The following is a 21,667-nucleotide window of genomic DNA, read 5'->3' as shown; positions in this document are numbered from 1 at the left end:
TCTGCGGCGGTGCGGTCAGCCTGCGGACTCCCGGATGAAGTCGGCCAGTCGGGCCACGCCTGTCTCGATCCGGTGCTCGCTCAGGGCGCTGATGGACAGCCGCAGGCGGCGCTCCCCACCGCCTGCCGGGTAGAACGGGGCCATCGGGGTCCAGAGCACCCCGTGGTCGCGGGCGCAGCGCTCCATGGCCGCCTCGTCGGCGATGAACGGCACGTCGAGCACGGCGAAGAAGCCGCCTTCGGGCTCGTTCCAGGACAGGCCGAGGCGGGCCCGCTCGGCCGCCGGGAAGTGTCGGGCCAACTCCCGTAGCAGCACGGTGAGATTGGCCGCGTAGTAGGCACTGGCGGCCGCGTTGGCGGCGCGCAGTCGGCAGTCGTGGGTGAGCAGCATGCCACCGATCACGGCTTGGCTGAGCGCGGGGGTGTTGACGGTGGTCATGCTCTTCAGTTTGGCCAACTGGTCGGCGAGCAGGCTGGTGCGGCCGTCCGGTGCGACGACTTCCTGATCGGCGACCACGTAGCCGAGCCGGGCGCCGGGGAAACAGGTCTTGGCGAAGGAGCCGAGGTAGACGACCTGGCGGCGGCGGTCGAGGGCCTTCAGGGTGGGCCGTTCGCCGGGCTCGCGGGCGAAGAAGCCGTAGGGGTTGTCCTCGATCACCAACAGCCCCTCCCCCGCTGCCGCGTCCAGCAGCCCGGCGCGGGCCTCGACGGGCATGCTGGTGCCCGAGGGGTTGGCGAAGTCGGGCACCACGTAGAGCGCGCGCGGACGCCGGCCGCGGGCTCGTACGGCACTCGCGGCGGCGTGCACGGCCTGCGGGTCGGGGCCGCCGTCGGGGCCCTCGGGGACCGGCACGGTGGCGATGTCCAGCAGTCGGGCGGCGCCGGTGACCCCCACGTAGCAGGGCGAGCTGACCAGCAGCACGTCCTCCGGGGTGGCGCACAGGGCGCGCAGCACCAGCAGCATGCCCTCCTGGGCGCCGACGGTGAGCACCAGCGCCTCGGGCGCCACCGCCAGGCCCTCGTCGTTGGCGAGGGTGCGGGCGACCAGGTCGGCGATGATGCCCTTGGTCGGGCCGTACTGGAACAGTGCGGTGCGCACGGCGTCGGGGCTCAGACCCCGGTCGGCGAGATGGGCGAGGTAGGTGTCCAGGTAGGTGTGCACCGACTCGGGTTCGAAGAAGCCCTCGTGCGGGCGGCCGGGGGCGAAGGAGAGCGCGTCCGGGTAGCGCTCGGTGACCTCGTTGAGGAAGGTCATCGCGTCCAGCAGCGGATCGGCGAGGCTGGCGTGCAGCTCCCCCAGCGGCAGTGGAACCGCGGGACCGGTCGCCGGAGTTCTCGGGTCGGAGGCGGTCACCGCAGGGCCTCGCGCAGCCGCCGGGCGGCGTACTCCTGGGCCTCGCGGCCGTCGTCCAGCACCCCGGCCATGGCGAAGAAGCCGTGCGGCATGCCCGCGTAGCGGCGGGCCTGCACCGGGACGCCGGCGGCGCGCAGGGCCTCGGCGTACAGCTCGCCCTCGTCGCGCAGCGGGTCGTACTCGGCGGTGATCACGGTGGCGGGCGGCAGGCCGGACAGGTCGTCGGCGCGCAGCGGGGAGGCCAGCGGGTCGGCGCCGTCCGCCGGGTCGGCCAGGTAGTGGGACCAATACCAGGCCACCGAGCGGCGGTTGAACAGCAGCGGGTCGTCGTGCTCGCGCATCGACGCGGTGTCCGCGCCGCAGTCGGTGTTGGGGTAGATCAGGAGCTGGTGGCGAAGGGCCGGGCCGCCCCGGTCGCGGGCGAACAGGGTGAGCGCGGCGGCCAGGTTGCCGCCCGCACTGTCACCGGCCACGGCCAACCGCCCGGGGTCGATGCCCAGTTCGGCGGCGTGCCCGGCGATCCGGCGGGCAGCCGCGGCCACATCGTGGACGGCCGCCGGGAACGGGTGCTCGGGCGCGAGCCGGTAGCCGACCGCGACGGTCACGCAGCCGACCGAGTTGGTGAGCCGACGGCAGATCGCGTCGCCGGTGTCCAGGGAGCCCAGGGTCCAGCCGCCGCCGAACAGGTACAGCACAGCGGGCAGCGGACCGTCCGGGACGGTGTCCGCGGCGGGGCGGTAGACCCGCAGGGTCAGCGGTCCGCCGGGGCCGGGGACGGTGAACTCCTCGACGGCGCCCACCGGTTCCACGTGGCCCGCCGAGGCCCGGATGTCGGCGAGGTCCGCGGCGCGGGCCTGGGCCGTGGTGAGGGAGTAGAGCGGGGGCGTACCGGCCGCGGAGCGCTGCTTGCGCAGGGCCTCGGCCTGGGGGTGCAGGGGCAAGGGGTGTCCTGTGGATCGGTCGGCGGATGGTTCAGTGGTCGGTCGGCCGGGCGACCGCGGTGTGGTCGAGATCGGCCAGCCGTGGCCGGCCCAACAGGGCCATCGTGTCGTCGAGTTCGGTCTTCAGGAGATCGAGGACTCGGGCGACGCCGTCCTCGCCGTCGGCGGCCAGGCCCCACAGGATCGGGCGGCCGATCAGGACGGCCCGGGCGCCGAGGGCGATCGCGAGGGCAACATCCGTGCCCGTGCGCACACCGCCGTCCAGCAGCACGGGCAGATGCGGCGGTACCGCGGCGACCACTTCGGGCAGAGCCGAGAGGGTCGCCAGGGCACTGTCGAGTTGGCGTCCACCGTGGTTGGAGACCACGACGGCGTCGACACCGTGCTCGGCGGCCAGCCGGGCGTCCTCGGCGGTCAGGATCCCCTTGAGGACGATCGGCAGGCTGCTGCGCTCGCGCAGCCAGGACAGATCGGCCCAGGTCAAGGTGGGGTCGAACTGCTCCCTGGCATGGTCGGCGATCCCTGAACTCCCTTCGCCGGCACGGTGGCTGGCGGCCATCAGGGCCTGGTCGAGGTTGACGGCACGGATGTGTGCGGGGATGGCGAAGCCGTTGCGGGCGTCGCGCAGCCTGCGGCCGATCCGGGGGGCGTCCACGGTCAGCACCAGGGCGCAAAAGCCGGTTGCCTCGGCGCGTTCGATCAGCGCGGCCAGCGCGTCGCGGCGGCGCAGCCAGTACAGCTGGAGCCAGAGCGGGCCGGTGGCGGCCTCGGCGATGGATTCCAGGGTCCGGCTGGCGAAGATTCCGGCGACCAGGAGCGCCCCGGCCCGCCCGGCCGCGCGGGCGGTGGCGATCTCGCCCTCGGGGTCGAACAGTTGGTGGTAGGCCATCGGTGCGATGCCGATCGGAGTGCGCAGCCGGCTCCCGAGCAGGGTGAGGCCCTGGTCCGTGTCGGAGACGTCGACGAGGGTTCGCGGGCGTAGGCGGCAGCGTTCGAACTGGGCCCGGTTGGCGGCGAGGGTGCGTTCGGCGCCGCTCCCGCCCTGGACGAAGTCCCAGATTTCGGCGGGGAGTCGGGTGCGGGCCGCGCGTTCGACGTCGGCAAGTTCGAGTGGCCCCACCAAGCTTCCTTTCCGGGCATGCCTCGTTCGGGCCGGCTCCACCTGGGCAGCGTAGGAGGCCGACCGCCCATTGGTCTAGACCTTGCGTTTGCTCGATCGCCTGTGCAATCGTCGGGAACTCGAAACCTACCCCGTCAGTTGCGCACGGTTTCCCTGCAACCTCCCCCTTCGTGGAGTGGTGTTGACCGGCTCTGTCTCCCTTCCTCCCCTGCCGGCCGGGGCCTCGCATGCCAAGGCCCCGCAAGACTGGGTGGATCGCCTCCTCCTGGTCGGCCCCGATGACCAGGAGTGCCTCCACTTCGGCACTCCCGTCGACCGCAAAACCCTGCGCGGACTCGTCGCCGAGCAGGCCGAACGGCTCTCCGGCGCAGGTCTGTCGACCGGCGGCACGGCCGCCCTGCGGCTGGCACCCTCGCTCGGCTATCCGGCCGCGCTGTTGGCCTGCTGGCAGTTGGGCGCCCAGGTGATCCTGCTGGACCACCGGCTCACCGACCACGAGGTCGGGCTTGCCGTCGAACGGCTGGCCCCCCAGGTGCTGGTGGAGTCGGCGCACCGCCCCGCGGCGGCGCTGCGCGGCTTCGCCGAGACCGACCCCGTGCCGCGCGCCCTCCTCGGCGGCCGGCCCGCGGCGACCGAGCACGCCCTGCTCCAGCTCAGCTCGGGCTCCACCGGCCCCGCCAAGGTGATCGCCCGCACCGCCGCCGACCTGCTGCGCGAACTCGACTGCTACCGGCGGCTCGCACTCTTTCCCAAGGCCGGCGAGCGGGTCGTCCTGCTCTCCTCCGTCGTGCATGTCCTGGGTCTGGTCGGCGGACTGCTCAACAGCCTCCACTCCCATGTTCCGCTGACCGTCCCGGAGCGGATGACGGCGGCCGGGATCCTGGCCGCGATCGGCCAAGACGACCGGCCCACCACGGTGATCGGCGTCCCCTTCCACGCCGAACTGCTGGCCGGCGCCACCGCTCCCCCGCAACTGCCGCACCTGCGCCGGATGATCGTCGCCGGCGAGCCGATCCGCCCCGGGCTGCCCGCCGCCTTCACCGCCCGCTACAAAGTGCCCCTGGGCACCATGTACGGGATGACCGAACTCGGGGTCATCGCCACCGATCTCGACGGCAGCCGGTACCCGCAGGCCGAACCGGTGCACGGCCTGGACGTGCGCGAGGACGGCGGCGAACTGCACATCGCCATGGCCGATTCCCCTTACCCCGGCCGCGCCGACCCCACCCGCTGGTCGGACGGCTGGCTGCACACCAGGGACGCCGGGCGGGTCGATCCGCGGGACCGCCGGGTCACCGTGCTCGGTCGGCGCGACTCCCAGGTCTCCATCGGCGGACTCAAGGTCGACCTCACCGAGGTCGAGCAGACCCTCGCGGCCCTGCCGCAGGTCCGCGAGGCCGTGGTGGTCTTCGACAACGGCGCCATCGAGGCCTACCTGGCCACCGAGCCCGCCGCCGACCCCGCCGCCGTCCGCGACGCCCTGACCCGCGAACTGGCCTCCTACAAGCGCCCCAGGCAGCTCTCGTTCCTCCCGGCGCTGCCCCGCACCACCACCGGCAAGCTGGTGCGCGACACCACCGCACTGCGCGCCGCGGTGCCCGCCGCCGATGCGGCCGGCGCGCCCGCACCCTGATCCGAAGCACGCACCACCGCACCGGCCCGACACGGCACGAGGAGTACCACCATGCAGGAGCGCATCCGCGAGTTCGTCCTCGCGGCACTCGCCGAGATGAACTACGACGTCTCCGAGGTCACCGGCGACACCGACCTCGGCCCGGCCGGACTCGACCTCGAGTCGCTGGCACTCGCCGACCTGTCGGTGCAGGTCGAGGACGAGTTCGGGGTCAAGTTCGACCTCGACGAGATGGAGACCACCGCGCTGATGACCCTCGACCAGTTCACCGCCGACGTGGCCCGACAGATCGCCGCCGCCCCGACCGTCTCCGGCAGCCCCGCGTGAGTACGCCCGTACTGCCGGACCGGGCCGAGGTCGTGGAGATGCTGGCGGCGTTCGGGCAGCGCCCCGCCGACCGTGTCCCGGAGACCCTCGGATCACTCGAACTCACCTGGCTGACCGCCGAGTTCGAGCAGCGCTACGCGGTGGTCCTGGAACTCTCCGACGAGCAGTTCGAGGCCGTCCGCACGGTGGACGACGCCGTCACGGTGCTGCGCGAAGCCGTCCTCGCCGCCGCCCTCACCCCCGGCCCCGGGGCCACCGGAACCAGTGGGGTCACGCGGTCATGAGTGCCGGCGCACCGCCGGACGTCCGGCCGGTGTTCACCGGTCTCGGGGTGCTCAGTGCCTTCGGCCCCGGGCTCGCCCCGCTGACGGCCGCGACCGTACACGGCAGGACCGGCTTCACCGAGGTGACCCGCTTCGACGTCGGTCGGCGCGGCACCCGGCGGGCCGCCCTGCTGCTCGACCCGCCGCCGCTGGCCCGAGCGTTACTCGGCGTCGTCGCCGACGCGTGCCGGCAGTCCGGGCTGCCCGCCGGGCCCGGTGACCCGCCGCTGCTGCTCGCCCTGCACAGCGATCTGCGCACCCGCGAGGTGGTCGAGGCGGTGACCAGGGGCTCCGCCGCCCTCGGCCTGCCCGGGGTGACCCGGGTCTACACCGGCGCCTGCGTGGCGGCCGCCACCGCGGTGGCCGACGCCGCCGCCCTGGTCGCCTCCGGCCGGCACCCCCGGGTGCTGGTCGCGGCCGGCCACCTGGTGGAGCCGGGCATCTTCGCGGCCTTCGACGCGGGCCGGGCCCTGGCCCGCGACGGGGAACTGCGGCCGTTCAGCAGCGGGCGGACCGGCACCGTGCTCGGCGACGCCGCGGCGGCAGTGGTCATCGAAGCGGACACGGCCGCCGAACGGCGCGGCGCGCCCCCGCTGGCCCGGCTGGCCGGCTGGGGCCGCTCCGGCGACGCCCATCACGTGTGCCGGCCACGCCCCGACGGCGAGGGCGTGGCCCGCGCCGCCCGGGCCGCGCTGACCCGGGCGGGTGTCGCCCCGTCCGAGGTGGGCTACGTCAACGCCAACGGCACCGGTTCGCCGATGTCCGATCTGGCCGAGGCACGGGCGCTGCGCCAGGTGTTCGGCGACGCCCTGGACGAACTCCCGGTCAGCTCGAGCAAGTCCGTCCACGGCCACGCCCTGGAAGCCTCCGCACTGCTCGAACTCGTGGTCACCATCGCGGCGTTGCACAACGAACGGCTACCGGTCAACGCCGGCTGGCTGGGCCCCGACCCGGAGATCGGCCTGAACCTCGTCCTGGCGGAATCGCGCGCGGACCGCCCCCGCTACGCCCTCAGCCTCAACTCGGCGTTCGGCGGCGCCAACACCGCACTCCTGGTCGCCGCCGCATGAGCAAACTGCGCACTCTCGCCACCGCGACCTGGCCGCCCCCGCAGGGAACCGGCGAGCCACCGCCGTTGCCCGGCTTCTCGGCCTCCACCTTCAACCCCCTGGTCGCGGCCGTCGCCGAGCTGTGCCTCACCCGGCACCTCGACCCGGGCCGGGAGGGCGGCAGAGCGGGGGCGGACGGGCGCGACGACCGGAGCGAACGGCCCATGCCGGGCACTACGACCCCGCCGGCCCGATCCGACGGGCCGGATGGAGCACCTGGGGACCACCCGTCCCCACCACCCGCGACCAGCCGCACGGGGCTGGTACTCGCCAGCGCCGGCGGCGACCGCGCCACCGCACTGGCCATCGACACCGCCGCCGCCTCCGGGCGCCGGATGCCGCCGCTGCTGTTCTTCCAGTCCAACCCCAACGCGATCCTCGGGCATATCGCCGCCCGCTGGGGGCTGACCGGCCCGGTGGTCGCCATCAGCCCGCGGGAGGCAGCCGCACCCGGCCGAATCCCGGCGGACGCACTGGAGTTGGCCGCTCTGCTCCTGGCCGACGGCGACGCCGACCAGGTCCTGGTCATCGCCGCGGAGCAGGCCGAACCGGCGGGGGGCACCGATCACGGCACCGCCGTCCTGGTCGCCGCCGGCTGACCGCGCGACGCACCGTCGCACCCCACCGACCGCGCATCCGCGCACACTGCGGACACCCCGTCCGTACGCGTCCCGAACGCCGCACACCGCATGGCCGGCACCATGGAGGGATCCATCACCGTGAGCATCCGCAGTATCCGCAGCCTCCTGGCGGGCGACCCGGACGTCGGCGCAGGAAACGTGCTGACCAGCAGAATCGCCCTGGGCATCGGTCTCGACGACCCACTGCTGACCTTCGACACCGCGGTGGACGAGCACGCCGCCTGGGAGCCCTTCACCCTGCGCGAGGTCGACCGCGCCGTCCGGGCCCGGGCAGCCGCGCTGCACACCCTCGGGGTCGGCCGGCGGGACCCGGTGGTGGTGTATGCGACCGCCGCCGCCGACCACGTCCTCTCCTTCCTGGCACTGGTCCGGCTCGGGGCGATCCCGGCGCTGCTCAACCCCGGGGTGCGGGGCGAGCGCGCGGCCCGCTACATCGCCCGCCTCGGCGCCGTCGGCATTCTCACCGACCCCGAGCACCGGGCCGAGTTCGCCGGGCACGACCCGGCGACCCCGGTGCTCGCCGATGCCTGCGAGCTCGGCTCCGGCGACCCGGACGCGGCGCCCGAGCCGTACCGGCACTGCGCGGACGACCCGGTGGCGATCACCCACTCCTCCGGCACCACCGGGATGCCCAAAGCCGTGGTGCACTCGCACGCCAGCCTGTACGCGGCGATCCGCCACCGGGCCACGCTGCCCCGCCCGCAGGGCTCGGACCGGATGCTCAGCGCCCTGCCCGCCCCGCATGCGGCCACCCTCATCGCCGTGAACTTCGCCCTCAGTACGCACGCTGAACTCGCCCTGCTCTCCCAGCAGTCCGGGATCGGCGTGCTGGCCGCCATCGAGAACTGGCAGCCGCGCGGGGTGATCGGCTTCGCCGCCACCTGGGCCGACCTCGCCCACCACGACCTGTCCACCCGCGAGCTCGACACGATCGCACTGTGGTGGAACACCGGGGACTGCGCGCACGAGGCGCACATCCGCCGGCTGATCGCCACCGGCTCGCGCGAGACCGTCACCCGCCGGGGCCGCGGCCGCGAGCCGGGCTCGGTGTTCGTCGACGGCCTGGGCTCGACCGAGATGGGCCACTCGCACTTCTTCATCACCCACGCCCCCGGCACCGAGAAGTACGGCCGCTGCGTCGGCCGTCCGCACACCTTCGTGGACTGCGAGGTGGTCGGCCCGGACGGCGACCCGCTCGGCCCCGGCGAGGTCGGCGAACTCGCCACCGCCTCCCCGACCCTGGCGCCCGGCTACTGGAACGACTCGGTCACCACCTACCGCACCCGGCTCCGTGGCCGCTTCCTCACCGGCGACCTGATGTACCGGGACGAGGAGGGCTTCTACTACCACGTCGACCGTCTGGTGGACTCGGTCGACCTCGGCGACGGCAAGCGGCTGTACACCGCGATGTCCGAGGAGCAGGTGCTGGCCCGCGTCCCGGGCGTCCGGGACTGCACGGTCGTCGCGGTCAAGGACGGCGACCGCGTGGTCACCGACGTGTTGCTGATCCTCGCGGACGGCGCCGACCCGGCCGCCGACCGCACCGAGGAGGTCGTCGCCGCGCTCGACGAGCACACCGCGGCCACGGTCCGCTCGGTCCTGGTGGTCGGCGACGAGGACATCCCGCTCGGCCCGACCGGCAAGGTCCGCAAGGTCCTGCTGCGCGAGCGCTACCTCGCCTCGGTGACCGGCCGATGACCCCGACCGCGCGTCGAACCCCGAGCCGGCCGGGCGCCGTCGTCACCGGGATGGGCCTGGTGACCCCGCTGGGCCGCAAGCCCGCCGAGGTCTTCGCAGCGCTGACCGCCGGGCACAGCGGCATCGTCGCCGTGCCGCGGGGCCACGCCGCGCACGGTTGGCTGCCCGCCGCCGGGATCGCCCCCCACATCGAGGGCCGGGAGGTGTTGCCGCCGACCGAGACCCGCTGCGTGGACCGCTTCGTGCTGCTGGCCCTGGCCGCCGCGGACGACGCGCTGGCCGACGCGGGACTGGTGGTCGGCCGCGACGTCGACGCCCGCCGTACCGCCGTGGTGCTGGCCACCGGCGGCGGCGGCCTGGAGACGTTCGAGCAACAGTCGCACCGGCGCCTTGAGCGCGGCCGGCCCGGCGTCAGCCCGTATCTGCTTCCGGGGATGCTCTCCAACATGGCCACCGCCCGGGTGGCGATCAAGCACGGGATCCGGGGCTACAGCACCACGATCGTGACGGCCTGCGCGGCCGGCGCCCAGGCGGTGGCCGAGGGGCTGCGGCTGATCCGGGCGGGCGACGCCGACGTGGTGGTGTGCGGCGGGACCGAGTCCTCGTTGCATCCGACGATCGCCGCCGCCTTCACCAACGCCCGTGCGCTGGCCCAGGGTTGGCCCGACCCGGCGCAGGCGAGCCGACCGTTCGACACCCGCCGCAACGGGTTCGTGCTGGGCGAGGGCAGCGCCGTCCTGGTCCTGGAGAGCGCCGAGCACGCGGACGCCCGGGGCGCGGCCGGCTACGCCGAGCTGATCGGTTGGGGCTCGACCACCGACGCCCACCACCCGACCATGCCCCGCCCGGACGGCGAGGGCGCGGCCGACGCCATGCGCACCGCCCTCGCCGGCGCCGGCCTGGCCGCATCCGACATCGGCTACGTCAACGCACACGGCACCGGCACCAAGCTCGGCGACGTCGCCGAATCGGCCGCGCTGAACGCGGTGTTCGGCGAGCACCGGCCCGCCGTCAGCTCCACCAAGGGCGCCACCGGCCACCTGCTGGGCGCAGCCGGAGCGGTGGAAGCCGCCATCACCGCGCTGGCCGTGGCCCGCAGCCTGCTCCCGCCCACCCTCAACCTGGCCGAGCCCGACCCGGCATGCGCCCTGGACCACGTGCGCGGCACCGCCCGGCCGGCCGAACTCCGGGCCGCGCTGAGCAACGCCTTCGCGTTCGGCGGCCACAACACCAGCCTGATCTTCGGGCCGACGCCCACCCGCACCGTCAAATAGGCCGCCCCAGCCTGCGCCCTCCGCTCCCAACTCCTTCCGCCAGGAGCCCAGTTGTCCATCCAGACGATCACCCATGTCGAGTACCACTGCGCGGACGCCGCGCAGACCGCCGCCGAACTCCAGACCGGCTTCGGCTTCCTGCGCGACACCGACCCGCCCGGGGGGCAGCCCGAGGTGCAGACCATCCACCTCCACCAGGGCGCCATCCGACTGCTGCTCCATTCCAGCGAGAACACCGATCACCCGGTGGCCCGCTACGTCGAGCGGCACGGCGAGGGCGTCGCCGCGCTGGCGCTCGGTTGCACCGACCCGCAGGCCGCGCTGGAGCGGGCCGAGCGGCACGGCGCCGTGGTCCTGGACCGGGCCGGCGGGCTGATCGCCGGCTTCGGCGACACCGCGCTGCGGTTCGTCCCGCTGCGGGACGAACCGGCCCACACCGGCGGCGAACTGCTGGACGCCATCGACCACGCCGCCATCTGCGTCCCCGCCGGGCAACTCGCGGACGCCGTACGGTTTTGCGAGGCCGCACTCGGCTTCCACCGGATCTTCGACGAGTACATCGAGGTCGGCGAGCAGGCGATGGACTCCAGCGTGGTGCAGAGCGCCTCCGAGGGCGTCACCTTCACTCTGATCGAACCGGACACCAGCCGCCGGGCCGGCCAGATCGACACCTTCCTCGCCGACCACGACGGCGCGGGCGTCCAGCACCTGGCGTTCCGTACCGACGACATCACCACCGCCGTCCGCACCGCCAGGTCGCACGGCATCGAGTTCCTCTCCACCCCCGGCACCTACTACGACGGCCTGGCCGAGCGCCTGGACAGCACCGCGATTCCGGTGCAGACGCTGCGCGAGCTGGACGTGCTGGTCGACCAGGACCACGGCGGCCTGCTGTTCCAGATCTTCGCCCGCTCGACCCACCCCCGGCGGACCTTCTTCCTGGAGGTGATCGAGCGCCGGGGCGCAGGCACCTTCGGCACCGCCAACATCAAGGCCCTCTACGAGGCCGTCGAGCGCCAACGCGCAGCCGCTTCCGTCTGACCCGCCGGCCCGACTCGTCCGTCCGACCCGTCCGTGCGACGCGTCCGTCCGACCTCCGAGGAGGAGCACCCCATGACCACCGCACCCGAGTTCGTCCTGGCCCGGGGCGAGCGCGCCCTGCTGCCCACGCCCGAGGAGGTGGCGGGCTACCGCGAGCACGGCTGGTACCTCTCCCACCGGCTGTTCACCGACGAGGAGCTGGACACCCTCCAGGCGGCCACCGAGAAGTACTACGAAGGCCACCGAGACCGCACCCTCGCCGTCCGGCCGCCGAACCTGGCCTCCTGGGAACCCTCGCACGGACCGGTCCAGCGGCACAACGACTACGTGCACTACGAGAGCGACGCGATCGCCGCGATCCTGCGCAAGCCGCTGGTCGGCGCGGTCGCCGCACTGCTTGCCGGAACCGAGGAGATCCGGGTCTTCCAGTCGACCCTGATCCTCAAGCCGCCCGTGCCCGAGGAGCCCTCCAACCAGGTGCCGTGGCATTTCGACAAGCACTACTGGCACACCTCGTCCTCGGACGACATGTTGACCGCCTTCATCCCCTTCCACGACTGCGGGGTGGAGAACGGCACCATCACCATGATCGACGGCAGCAACCGCTGGCAGGAACTCCCCTCCGGGGAGGATGCCACCCGGCACTTCGCCCGGCGCGACCGCGCCGAACTGGAATCGATCCTCGCCGCCAACGCCCACCACAACGGCGAACAGGTGCGCAAGATCCCCGTCGTCATCCCGCGCGGGCACGTCAGCTTCCACCACTGCCGCACCTACCACGGCAGCGGCGCCAACCTGGCCGACACCCCGCGCCGGGCCATCTCACTGCACCTTCAGGACGGCGGCAACCGGTACCGCCACGCCACCCGCCCGGACGGCACCCCCGCCTCGTACAACCACGACGTGGTGGTCCGCCGCACCCCCGGCGGCCGCCCCGACTACGCCGACCCGCAGATCTGCCCCGTCATCTGGCGGGGAACCCGGTGACCGACCCCGCCCACCCCGACTCCGCCGGCCTCGGCTCCCCCGCCGCGCGCTACCGGATGTTGCGGCTGATCCGCAGCTTCGAGGAACTCGCGCTCGGCCTGGTGAAGTCCGGGGCGATCATCGGCGGTATCCATCCCTACATCGGGCAGGAGGCGGTGGCCGTCGGCGTCTGCGCCGCACTGCGCCCGCAGGACCGGATCACCTCCACCCATCGGGGCCACGGCCATGTGCTCGCCAAGGGCGCGGCCCCGGACCGGCTGTTGGCCGAACTCCTGGGCCGTACCGCCGGGTTGAACAAGGGCCGGGGCGGCTCGATGCACGCCGCCGACTTCTCCCTCGGCATCCTGGGTGCCAACGGCATGGTCGGCGCCGGCGGCCCGATCGCGGTCGGCGCCGCCTGGTCCGCCCGGCAGGCCGGCGAGGACCGGGTCGCCGTCGCCTTCTTCGGCGACGGCGCACTCAACCAGGGCGTCCTGCTGGAGTCCTTCAACCTGGCCGCCATGTGGCAGTTGCCGGTGCTGTTCGTCTGCGAGAACAACGGCTACGCCACCACGCTGCCGGCCGCCACCGCAGTGGCGGGCAGCGCCATCGGCCGGGCCGCCGCCTTCGGGATCCCGGCCGCCGAGGTGGACGGGATGGACACCGAGGCCGTCCGCGCGGCTGCCGCCGAGGCCGTCGAACGGGCCGCCGGCGGCGGCGGTCCCGGCCTGCTCGAGTGCCGCACCTACCGCTTCGAGGGGCACCACACCATGGAACGGCTGATGAAACTGCACTACCGCACCCCGGAGGAGATCGCCGACTGGCGCAGCCTCGACCCGCTGCCGCGCGCCGCCGCACTCCTGCCCCACGGCCGCGCCGCGCAACTGGACACCTCGGTCGCCGAACAGCTGGCCGCCGCACAGCAGTTCGCCCTCGCCTCCGAACACCCGGACCCGGAACGGGCTGCGGACCATCTCTACGCCGACGGGCTGCGCCCGAGGGCGGGGTCGACGGGATGAGGCTCTCCTACACCAAGGCACTCAACCGGGCGCTCACCGACGCCCTCGCCGAGGACCCGGCGGTCTGCGTCTTCGGCGAGGACATCGGCGCGGGCATGGCCGGCCCCACCCTCAACCTGCTCGACCGCTTCGGCCCCGGCCGGATCGTCGACACCCCGCTCTCCGAGCAGGCCTTCACCTCCATGGCCATCGGCGCCGCCCTGACCGGACGGCGGCCGGTGATCGAATTCCAGATCCCCTCGCTGCTCTTCCTCGTCTTCGAGCAACTCGTCAACCAGGCCCACAAGTTCTCCCTGATGACAGGTGGTCAGGCCGGCGTCCCGCTGACCTGCCTGGTCCCGGGCTCCGGCTCCAGGGACGGCTGGGCCGGCCAGCACTCCGACCACCCCTACAGCCTCTTCGCCCACGCCGGCATGAAGACCGTCGTGCCGGCCACGCCCACCGACGCCTACGGACTCCTGCGCTCCGCGATCGCCGACCCGGACCCGGTGATCGTCTTTGCCCCCGCCGCCGCGCTGCCGGTCCGCGAGACCGTCACCTGGGAACTCGCACCGATCCCGCTCGGCTCGGCCCGCATCCACCGCGAGGGCACCGACGTCACCGCGGTCGCCGTCGGCCACCTCGTGCACGACGCACTGGCCATCGCCGAGGAACTCGCCCCGGAGATCTCCGTCGAGGTATTCGACCCCCGCACCCTCCACCCCTTCGACTGGCCGGCCCTGGCGGCCTCATTGGAACGCACCGGACGCCTCGTCGTCATCGACGACTCCAACCGCAGCTGCGGCATCGGCGCCGAGGTCCTCGCCACCGCGGCCGAGGAGATGCGTCTTGTCGCCCCGCCCCGGCGGATCACCCGACCGGACGGCACCGTGCTGCCGTTCGCCCTCCGCCTCGACCGCGCCCTGCAACCCCACCGCGACCAACTGCGCAACGCCCTGCGCGCGGTCATGAAGTCATGAAGCAACCCCCGGCCCGGCGCCGTTACGCAACCCATTCAGCGGAGGATCGGCACGTCCGACAACCGCTACCACGGGGACCGTGAGCAGTTCCAGGAGCGGAATCCACGCCGCTCCCGGCGGCAACCATCGGTTCGGTGCCGGTTCATTCGGCCGCGGCCATGCCATGCCGCCGTCGTCGTCGGCACACTCTCCTCCACCGGGCTCCTCCCCTACGCCGTCGTGGTCTGACAACATCGAGGATGTGGAGGACGGGGAGGAGATGGTGCCGCGTTTCGCCGTCCGCGAGGGCTACCTGTTGTATGGGGGTCCGTCGGTCGGCAACACCTTTCATGGTCACGCCGCCTTCCAAGTCTCCATCGCGGCCCGGGGCGAGCTGACGATGCTGGACGCATTCGGCACCCGTCATCGAGCCGGAGCACTGATCGTGCCGCCGATGGTGCGGCATCGAATGTTGCCGGCGCCGGCCGTGCTCACGTTCTTTGTCGAGCCACACTGCGCGTTCGCGGATCGGCTGCGTCGACGTTGCGAGCAAGGCATCACCCCGGCCCCCGGGATGCGTGACCTCAGCGAGGAGAGCATCCGGCCCGCCGGCGCGCACCGATCGAGCGAACTGGACGCCCGCCTGGTGGAGGCGATGAACACCCTGGCGCACCGGAGGGTTTCGATGCCTGCCCTCGCCGCGCAGGTCGGACTGTCACCGCAACGTCTTCGCGCCCTGGCACGGGGTCAGTTGGGCCTGCCACTCGCGCGCTGGCGGATCTGGCAGTGCCTGGGCCGCGCGGCCCAGGCACTGTACGAGGGCCAGTCGCCGGCCGAGGCGGCGATCACGGGCGGCTTCGCCGACCAGGCGCATTTCAACAGGCGGATGCGCGAGATGATGGGGCTCACGCCGTCGGCCATGCTGCCGGTGTTACGCCCCTCAGTCGCGATGGGCGACGTAAACCGAGATCGAGCCGGTGACCGTTGACACCACCTCGACCTCGCGCGGGTCGCGGAATCCGGCGTCGGACATCAATCCCGGCAGGACACCGTCGGCGTTGGGCTGGGTGTCGTCCCTGCCGTCCGCCAATTGCACGACACGGAACGCGAGGCGCATGCGCCTTGTCCGCTGCAACCCATAGTCGGCGATCACCAGCCTTCCGCCGGGTCTCAGCACCGCGAACATGGACGCGAGGATCGCCCGCTTCATCGCCATCGGGCATTGGTGGAGCACGAGACTGGAGACGACGGTGGTCGCCGAGCCGGCGCCCAGGATCTCCGTCAGCGTGTCGCCCATGCCGACCCGCCATTCCGGCGCCACGCCCGCGGCGTCGGCCTTTCCTCGGGCCACCGCCAGCACGTCAGGATCGGGGTCGATGCCGACGAGCCGCGCGCGCGGCTCGACACGGCTCAATAACGACGCCAGTGAACCGGTACCGCAGCCCACGTCGATGATCACATCCTCGGGCCGCGGGGCCACATGCATGGCATGCAGGCCACGCCACAGACGTTCGCGCGTCAGGGCGACAAGCGGATCGTAGAAGCGCGTTGGGGCGAAACGGCCCAATGCGGGGGTGAAAGCTCGTTCGGTCATGCGTACAGGTTCGAACGCACCGCGCTGCACGGTCTTGAACAAACCGCTCGCGCGCGCAGCCCGCTCGCGAGCCCCGCCCGGCCTCCCGCTCGGGCGGGTGTGCCGGTCGCCGGCCACGCAAGCCGAACCCCACCGACACCCCGCCCCTCTCTGTCGGTGTGTGACGAGACGAGACTCCCCGATCGATCCGGCGGCAGGCCGCGGAACACCCACAGGTCTCGGCCGGCACCGTGGTTCGGTGGAGTTCGCGGGGCGCAACTCGCCGGACGGGCCTGCCTCGTCGAGTGCGGGGCCGTTCCCCGCGCGGCTCGGCACACCCGAACCGGCCACCGCGAACCCACCTTCGCCGGGATGACCACGTCCGCCACTGCCACCGACCACGCCCTGCTCCTGGCCCACGGGCGGGACGGGAGACTGATCTCGGGCGGGGCGAGAAACTCCGTATGCACCGAGCCCGTCGGCGAACCCGCCGGACCGTGACCATGGCCGCGGGTACGGGCCGGTGTTGCCGCCCGGGTCGGGCCGACGGTCGGGCGGGGTCGCACGGACGGCCGGGCTACGAAGGCTGGAACGCGAAGTGTCGCGGAATGTGGCCGAATGGCAACTGGACGTGGATTCCAACGCCTGCTTTGTTGTGTCCGTGCACATCTGGACCTCTGCGGTCTGAGCCCGTCTGGGTGGGGGTGGGGCGGATGCACGTGCAAATCCTGGGGCGAGTCCGCGCGTGGCGGGACGGTACCGAGATCGATCTCGGTCGCGCGAGACAGCGCGGGTTCCTGGGGCTGCTGGCGTTGACGGTCGGACAGCCGTGGTCGCGGGCCGACTTGGTGGACGCGCTGTGGCGGGACAGTCCACCGGCCACTGCGACGAACGTCATCCAGGGCTACGTCAAACACCTGCGCCGACTCCTGGAGCCGGACCGCGTGCGGCGCACCCCGAGCGTGGTCATCCCCGCAGTCGGCGACGGGTACGCACTTCAGCTCGCGGACGGCGGCGTGGACCTGGCGCGGTTCCGCGGACTGGTCGCCGCAGCCGACGAGGCCGTGCGTGCCGGCGAACTCCCCCTGGTGACCCGGTTGCTCGGGGACGCACTGGGGTGCTGGCAGGGGCCACCCCTGGCCGACGTGCCGGTCCTCGCCGACCACCCCAAGGTAGTCCGCCTGCTCGGCGAGCGCCGGACCGTGCTGGCCCGGTACGTGGACGCGTTGCTGGCCTCGGGTGCCGCGGCCGAAGCACTGCCGCTCCTGGAAGAGGAGGCGTGCTGCCACCCTTTCGACGAGGCCACGCAGGCGCGGCTGATCCGGGCGCACCAACTGGCCGGGCACCGCGGAAAGGCGTTCGTCGTCTACGAGAGCGTCCGGCGTCGGCTCGCCGCCGAACTCGGCGTCGATCCCGGGCCTGAACTGGCCGCGGCACACGCCGCGCTGCTGAGCCGGCGAAACGACGCCGAAGGGACGGTGGCCGTTCGCCGCGCCGCCCCGGTCGAAGGGCCCCGGCGGGAGGCGGCCGGGGCCGAGGCACGGCCTCCCGCCGGGGCCGAGGTCCCCGCCCAACTCCCCCCGGACCTGCCCGTGTTCGTGGGACGCGGCAACGAGCTGGGGCAACTCGACGACCTGCTCGATTGCCCGGCGCCACGCGCCGACGCGGTGACGATCGCGATGATCACCGGTGCCGCAGGCGTGGGGAAGACCGCCCTCGCGGTGCGCTGGGCCCACCGTCGGGCCGATCGGTTCCCGGACGGGCAGTTGTTCGTCGACCTCAGGGGATTCTCCCCGGGTGGGCCGGCGGTGACGCCGGCAGAGGCGGTGCGGGGGTTCCTGGACGCGTTCGCGGTGCCGCAGCAGCGTATTCCGGTCAGCGTCCAGGCGCAGAGCGCGCTGTACCGCAGCCTGCTGTCCGGCCGTCGTGTACTGGTGGTGTTGGACAACGCCGCGCACGCCGAGCAGATCCGTCCGCTTCTACCCGGTTCGCCCGGCTGCCTGGTGCTGGTGACCAGTCGCAACCGGATGCCTGGCCTGGTCGCCGCCGAGGGGGCCGCGCCGACCGTCCTCGATGTGCTGCCCGCCGCCGAGGCCAGGAAGTTGCTGGCCGGCCGGATCGGCCCGCATCGGGTGGCGGCGGAACCGCAGGCGACCGACGAGCTCATCACCCGGTGCGCGGGGCTGCCGCTGGCCCTGGCCATCGTCGCCGCCCGGGCGGCCACCCACCGCGACTTCTCACTCGGTGCGCTCGCCGGCGAACTGAGCGCCGCCCGCACCGCCCTCGACCTCTTCGCCGGCGATGACCGGGCCACCGACGTACGGGCGGTGTTCTCCTGCTCACACCGCACTCTCGACACCGCAGCGGCCAGGCTCTTCCAACTGCTGGGCCTGCACCCCGGACCGGACATCACGCCGCCCGCGGCAGCCGGCCTGGCAGCCGTTCCGGAGTCCCGGGCACGCCGGCTGCTCGAGGATCTGGCCCGGGTGAATCTGGTCACCGAGCACCTGCCCGGCCGGTTCGCCTGCCACGACCTGCTCCGTGCCTACGCCGTCGAGCTCGCGGAGGCCCACGAGCGCCCCGCGGAACGCAGCGCGGCGACGCGGCGGATTCTCGACCACTACCTGCATACGGCGTACCGGGCCGCGCAGATGATGGATCCGCATCGGGATTCGGTGCCGGCGGCCCGGGAGCGGATCGAGCCCGGGAGCAGCCCGGAGCAGCTGACCGACCGGGATCACGCGGTGGCCTGGGTCGCCGCCGAACAACGGGTGCTTCTCGCCGCCGTTCGGCTGGCCGCCGACACCGGCTTCGACGCCCATGCCTGGCGGCTGGCCTGGTGCCTGACGGACTTCCTCGACCTGCGAGGGCACTGGCAGCAGCAACTCACGATGCAGATGTGCGCGTTGGAGGCGGCACACCGCCTCAACGACCCGGTAGGACTGGCCCACACCCACCGGGTCCTCGGCCGGTGCTGCGCTCGACTGGGCCAAAACGCGGACGCGCGCCGCCACTTCGAGGCGGCACTCGCCCTGTTCCACGACGTCGGCGACCTGGTCGGCCAGGCCCACACGCACCGCAATCTGACACTGCTCTTCAACAGCCTGCGCCACTACCCGGAGTCCCTGAAGCACGCCCTGCTGGCCTTCGAAATGTTGCGGGCCGCGGACCACCGCGACGGGCAGGCCAGGGCCCTCAACATGCTCGGCGAGGCATACGCGCACCTGGGCGACCAGCAACGGGCCCTGACCTACTGCCGGCGGTCGCTCGTCCTGGCCCGACGACTCGGCGATCGTTACTGCACGGCCAACGCCCTGGACAGCCTCGGCTTCGCGTACGCCTGCCTCGGACGGCACCGATGGGCGGTGGACCACTACGACCAAGCCCTGGAACTGCACCGGGACGGTGGGGACCGCTACTACGAGGCGGAGACCCTGACCCGGCTCGGCGACAGCCACCAGGCCCTGGGCGGCCTCCCCAGGGCCCGTGACGCGTGGCACCGCGCACTCGCCATCCTCGACGACCTCGGCCACGACCACGCGGCAGCGGTCCGCACCCGGCTGCGGCAGTAGCGTCCTCGCCTCGGTGCGGGACAGCGGTCGAGCCGGGTCCGCTGGAGAACCCGGCTCGACCCGGCGCCGACGCGGCGCGTTGGTCGGGAACGGCTCAGCTCACCCCGTAGACGCCTTCATTCACCCGGCGGCCCTGGGGGCACCGGGCATACACGGAGTAGCTACCCGGTCCGTGAGGAGCGCTGGTGTACGTGCCGCCGATCGAGCACTGGATCCAGAACACGATGGCACCGCTGTGCACCGTGCAGTTCCACTGCGCCGCGTTGTTGTAGCGGAACGGCGGGAAGCAGGTGAAGTTGGCCAGTACACCGGCAGGTGCCTGGGCCGACATGGGGACCGCAGGTGCAGCCTTGACACCGGTTCGCTGTTCCTGCCAAATGTTGCTCTTCCCCGGCGTGGGCGCCGCGTGTGCCGAAGCCATCGTCGCGATGCCGATGATCATGGCGGCCAGGACCGCCAGAACCGCCTTCGGCATCATGTGCGTCTTTTTCACCATGAGGGACACTCCTTCGAAATCTCGCACGCGGATCGATCCGCGTGCGACGACGATTGCAGTGCCGACTGGACCACCACTGACCGCCGAGTGACCGTCCGCTGAAACGACCGACGGGATCACCGTCGGCGAACGTGCGTCACGGTCGCGGCGTCGAGGCGTTCCGCGAGGGCGGAGTTCTCATCGACGAAGGCCGTCCACCCGGCGATGCGGGCGGACTTGGCAGGCCATCTCGGGCCGACTACCGCGTTCGGGACCCGCCCGGGCTCTCACGATCATGCCCCTGGAGTCGGGAACTTTGGTCCAGGGCACCGGAGTTCCGGTCCACGGAGAGGGAGAGGGGAAACCGGATGGCGAAAGACTTTGACGGGTCGCCATGGCTCGTTGTTCGGCCGGCCGCAGCAGGCGGCCGTGCAGCAGTGCGGTCTCGAAGCGGAGCAGGTCGCCGGTGGTGGAGAGGATCTCGCCCGACCCGCCGACCCGAGCAGCCGCAACGAAGTGCCCTACGGGGTGCGGATCTGCTCGGCCGGCGGCTCGGCGACGTCCACGGGCGATCCCCAACCGGTGTGCGTGACGAGCACGCCGAACGCGAGCGGCTTCGGCATCGTGTCGAGGTCTGCCGGATCGTCCACGGCGGCGGCCGACGACTGCCTGCTGCCCGGCCGGCCGGTCTTGAACAGCGGGTCCTCGGCGCGCTCGTAGCGGCTCTTCGCGCTCTGACGCACCGGCAACCGGTCGGGTCCGAGCCAGATGTCGAGCAGCACCGAAGTCTGCCGGTTGTCCAGGAACTCGACCGCAAGGCGCCGGTACTGGCCCTCGGTCAGGCCGAGCGACGCCGCGGTCGCGGACTTGAGCGCGGACGCCGGGTAGACGCCCCGGTAGTGCGCGCTCGGGATGCCGTCCACCGGCTCGTCGCCGACTTTGCGCACGTCGGGAGCCGCCGCCAGCACGGCGAGCCCCACCACCGGGTCCTGCAGGGCGAGGTGCGCGTCCGCCGTGGCCGAAGGCATCCTCGGGCCGTCCGTGTCGGCCGCAACGACAGGGGCAGGGCGCCTGATCCACAACCTCGAAACGTCGCCGGCATCGGGGAGGTCACCGCCGTCGAGGACCTTCGCGTAGAGCTGGGTCTCGGTGACGAGGTACTCGATCGACGGCGACCGCATGCCGTTCCCCGGCTGCGCCGACCCGCCGAACATCGTCGCGGCGTGCACGACCGGGGCCGGACCGTACCGGAACGCGGAGTCCACCGACAGAGTCGGGCCGGTCTCGCCGACGGTGATCGTCCCCTTGCCGCTGACGGTCTGCTTGGCCGTCGCGGCTTCTTGCGCATCTCGGAGTGCGCGCATCGCCCCTGCGTCGCCCGTCGACGCCGCCTCCTTGGCGGTGGCCGCGCCGTCGTTCGTGCCGGTGCACGCCCCGGCCCCGAGCACGACTGCGGTCAGGCACGCCACAGCCGCCGACGCCCGTCCCATCCGTGAGCCCATCGAGCAGTCCCCCCTCGATCCTGCGCAGACCCAAAGCCCGGGAGCGTCGGGCGCTTCCGGGGGTCTACAGGAATGGCGAGAACACTAACCGTCGAGACAGCCGGTGTTCCAAGCGGGGTGGGCGCACTTGCAGCGGGACGAACAACGGTGCAAAGGCTCCGG

General features: G+C 72.8%; 19 protein-coding genes. 13 read left to right on the top strand and 6 right to left on the bottom strand.

Annotation, left to right across the window (positions count from 1 at the left end):
- Positions 1 to 15: 15 nt before the first annotated feature.
- From ABIA38_RS16475 to ABIA38_RS16465, 3 genes are read right to left on the bottom strand one after another with little or no spacing between them, the layout of a single operon-like run.
- Positions 16 to 1,353 (bottom strand): PLP-dependent aminotransferase family protein, encoded by a 1,338-nt coding sequence (locus tag ABIA38_RS16475; protein WP_424639388.1) that lies wholly within the window; start codon positions 1,351 to 1,353, stop codon positions 16 to 18.
- Positions 1,350 to 2,294, bottom strand: coding sequence for an alpha/beta hydrolase (locus tag ABIA38_RS16470; RefSeq protein WP_424639387.1), 945 nt, complete (start codon positions 2,292 to 2,294; stop codon positions 1,350 to 1,352). Before ABIA38_RS16470 ends, ABIA38_RS16475 begins: the two co-directional genes overlap by 4 nt.
- A 31-nt stretch (positions 2,295 to 2,325) precedes the next feature.
- Positions 2,326 to 3,414 (bottom strand): alpha-hydroxy acid oxidase, encoded by a 1,089-nt coding sequence (locus tag ABIA38_RS16465; protein WP_424639386.1) that lies wholly within the window; start codon positions 3,412 to 3,414, stop codon positions 2,326 to 2,328.
- 250 nt (positions 3,415 to 3,664) lie between these two features.
- On the opposite strand from ABIA38_RS16465, the gene ABIA38_RS16460 reads away from it, so the two are divergent.
- The 12 genes from ABIA38_RS16460 (at position 3,665) to ABIA38_RS16405 (ending at position 15,371) form a co-directional block, all read left to right on the top strand.
- Positions 3,665 to 5,047 (top strand): class I adenylate-forming enzyme family protein, encoded by a 1,383-nt coding sequence (locus ABIA38_RS16460; protein ID WP_424639385.1) that lies wholly within the window; start codon positions 3,665 to 3,667, stop codon positions 5,045 to 5,047.
- Between the two features lie 51 nt (positions 5,048 to 5,098).
- Positions 5,099 to 5,374 (top strand): acyl carrier protein, encoded by a 276-nt coding sequence (locus ABIA38_RS16455; protein WP_424639384.1) that lies wholly within the window; start codon positions 5,099 to 5,101, stop codon positions 5,372 to 5,374.
- Positions 5,371 to 5,658 (top strand): acyl carrier protein, encoded by a 288-nt coding sequence (locus tag ABIA38_RS16450; RefSeq protein ID WP_424639383.1) that lies wholly within the window; start codon positions 5,371 to 5,373, stop codon positions 5,656 to 5,658. The genes ABIA38_RS16455 and ABIA38_RS16450 overlap by 4 nt, the downstream gene beginning before the upstream one ends.
- The gene (locus ABIA38_RS16445) at positions 5,655 to 6,767 is read left to right on the top strand and encodes a beta-ketoacyl synthase N-terminal-like domain-containing protein (RefSeq protein ID WP_424639382.1); all 1,113 of its coding nucleotides are present in this window, start codon (positions 5,655 to 5,657) and stop codon (positions 6,765 to 6,767) included. The genes ABIA38_RS16450 and ABIA38_RS16445 overlap by 4 nt, the downstream gene beginning before the upstream one ends.
- Positions 6,764 to 7,405, top strand: a complete 642-nt coding sequence (locus tag ABIA38_RS16440) for a beta-ketoacyl synthase N-terminal-like domain-containing protein (protein WP_424639381.1) — start codon at positions 6,764 to 6,766, stop codon at positions 7,403 to 7,405. The genes ABIA38_RS16445 and ABIA38_RS16440 overlap by 4 nt, the downstream gene beginning before the upstream one ends.
- Positions 7,406 to 7,525: 120 nt before the next feature.
- Positions 7,526 to 9,145 (top strand): class I adenylate-forming enzyme family protein, encoded by a 1,620-nt coding sequence (locus tag ABIA38_RS16435; protein ID WP_424639380.1) that lies wholly within the window; start codon positions 7,526 to 7,528, stop codon positions 9,143 to 9,145.
- Positions 9,142 to 10,419 carry a beta-ketoacyl-[acyl-carrier-protein] synthase family protein gene (locus ABIA38_RS16430; protein WP_424639379.1) on the top strand — a complete coding sequence of 426 codons (1,278 nt, stop codon included), beginning with the start codon at positions 9,142 to 9,144 and terminating at the stop codon, positions 10,417 to 10,419. Before ABIA38_RS16435 ends, ABIA38_RS16430 begins: the two co-directional genes overlap by 4 nt.
- Positions 10,420 to 10,470: 51 nt before the next feature.
- Positions 10,471 to 11,460, top strand: a complete 990-nt coding sequence (gene hppD / locus ABIA38_RS16425; RefSeq protein ID WP_424639378.1) for a 4-hydroxyphenylpyruvate dioxygenase — start codon at positions 10,471 to 10,473, stop codon at positions 11,458 to 11,460.
- A gap of 72 nt (positions 11,461 to 11,532) precedes the next feature.
- Entirely contained in the window at positions 11,533 to 12,447 is a 915-nt protein-coding gene (locus ABIA38_RS16420) for a phytanoyl-CoA dioxygenase family protein (protein ID WP_424639377.1), read from the top strand.
- Positions 12,444 to 13,445: a thiamine pyrophosphate-dependent dehydrogenase E1 component subunit alpha gene (locus ABIA38_RS16415; RefSeq protein WP_424639376.1), complete on the top strand. Its 1,002-nt coding sequence runs from the start codon at positions 12,444 to 12,446 to the stop codon at positions 13,443 to 13,445. Before ABIA38_RS16420 ends, ABIA38_RS16415 begins: the two co-directional genes overlap by 4 nt.
- Positions 13,442 to 14,404 carry an alpha-ketoacid dehydrogenase subunit beta gene (locus ABIA38_RS16410; RefSeq protein ID WP_424639375.1) on the top strand — a complete coding sequence of 321 codons (963 nt, stop codon included), beginning with the start codon at positions 13,442 to 13,444 and terminating at the stop codon, positions 14,402 to 14,404. The genes ABIA38_RS16415 and ABIA38_RS16410 overlap by 4 nt, the downstream gene beginning before the upstream one ends.
- Positions 14,405 to 14,645: 241 nt before the next feature.
- On the top strand, positions 14,646 to 15,371 hold the full coding sequence (locus ABIA38_RS16405) for a helix-turn-helix domain-containing protein (protein ID WP_424639374.1): 726 nt from the start codon (positions 14,646 to 14,648) through the stop codon (positions 15,369 to 15,371).
- Here the strand turns inward: ABIA38_RS16405 and ABIA38_RS16400 are convergent.
- Positions 15,324 to 15,977: a class I SAM-dependent methyltransferase gene (locus tag ABIA38_RS16400; protein ID WP_424639373.1), complete on the bottom strand. Its 654-nt coding sequence runs from the start codon at positions 15,975 to 15,977 to the stop codon at positions 15,324 to 15,326. The genes ABIA38_RS16405 and ABIA38_RS16400 overlap by 48 nt on opposite strands.
- A 692-nt stretch (positions 15,978 to 16,669) precedes the next feature.
- Between ABIA38_RS16400 and ABIA38_RS16395 the strand changes: the two genes are divergently transcribed.
- Positions 16,670 to 19,528 (top strand): AfsR/SARP family transcriptional regulator, encoded by a 2,859-nt coding sequence (locus ABIA38_RS16395; protein WP_424639372.1) that lies wholly within the window; start codon positions 16,670 to 16,672, stop codon positions 19,526 to 19,528.
- 94 nt (positions 19,529 to 19,622) lie between these two features.
- On the opposite strand, the gene ABIA38_RS16390 is transcribed toward ABIA38_RS16395, so the two are convergent.
- Both ABIA38_RS16390 and ABIA38_RS16385 read right to left on the bottom strand, forming a co-directional pair.
- On the bottom strand, positions 19,623 to 20,024 hold the full coding sequence (locus ABIA38_RS16390) for a hypothetical protein (protein ID WP_424639371.1): 402 nt from the start codon (positions 20,022 to 20,024) through the stop codon (positions 19,623 to 19,625).
- Positions 20,025 to 20,524: 500 nt separating this feature from the next.
- Positions 20,525 to 21,505: a hypothetical protein gene (locus ABIA38_RS16385; protein ID WP_424639370.1), complete on the bottom strand. Its 981-nt coding sequence runs from the start codon at positions 21,503 to 21,505 to the stop codon at positions 20,525 to 20,527.
- Positions 21,506 to 21,667 lie beyond the last annotated feature (162 nt).

The sequence above is a fragment of the Embleya sp. AB8 genome, from assembly GCF_049739465.1.
GTDB lineage: Bacteria > Actinomycetota > Actinomycetes > Streptomycetales > Streptomycetaceae > Embleya.
The sequence above is the reverse complement of the archived record's forward strand: the minus strand, read 5'-3'. Positions and strand labels throughout refer to the sequence as shown.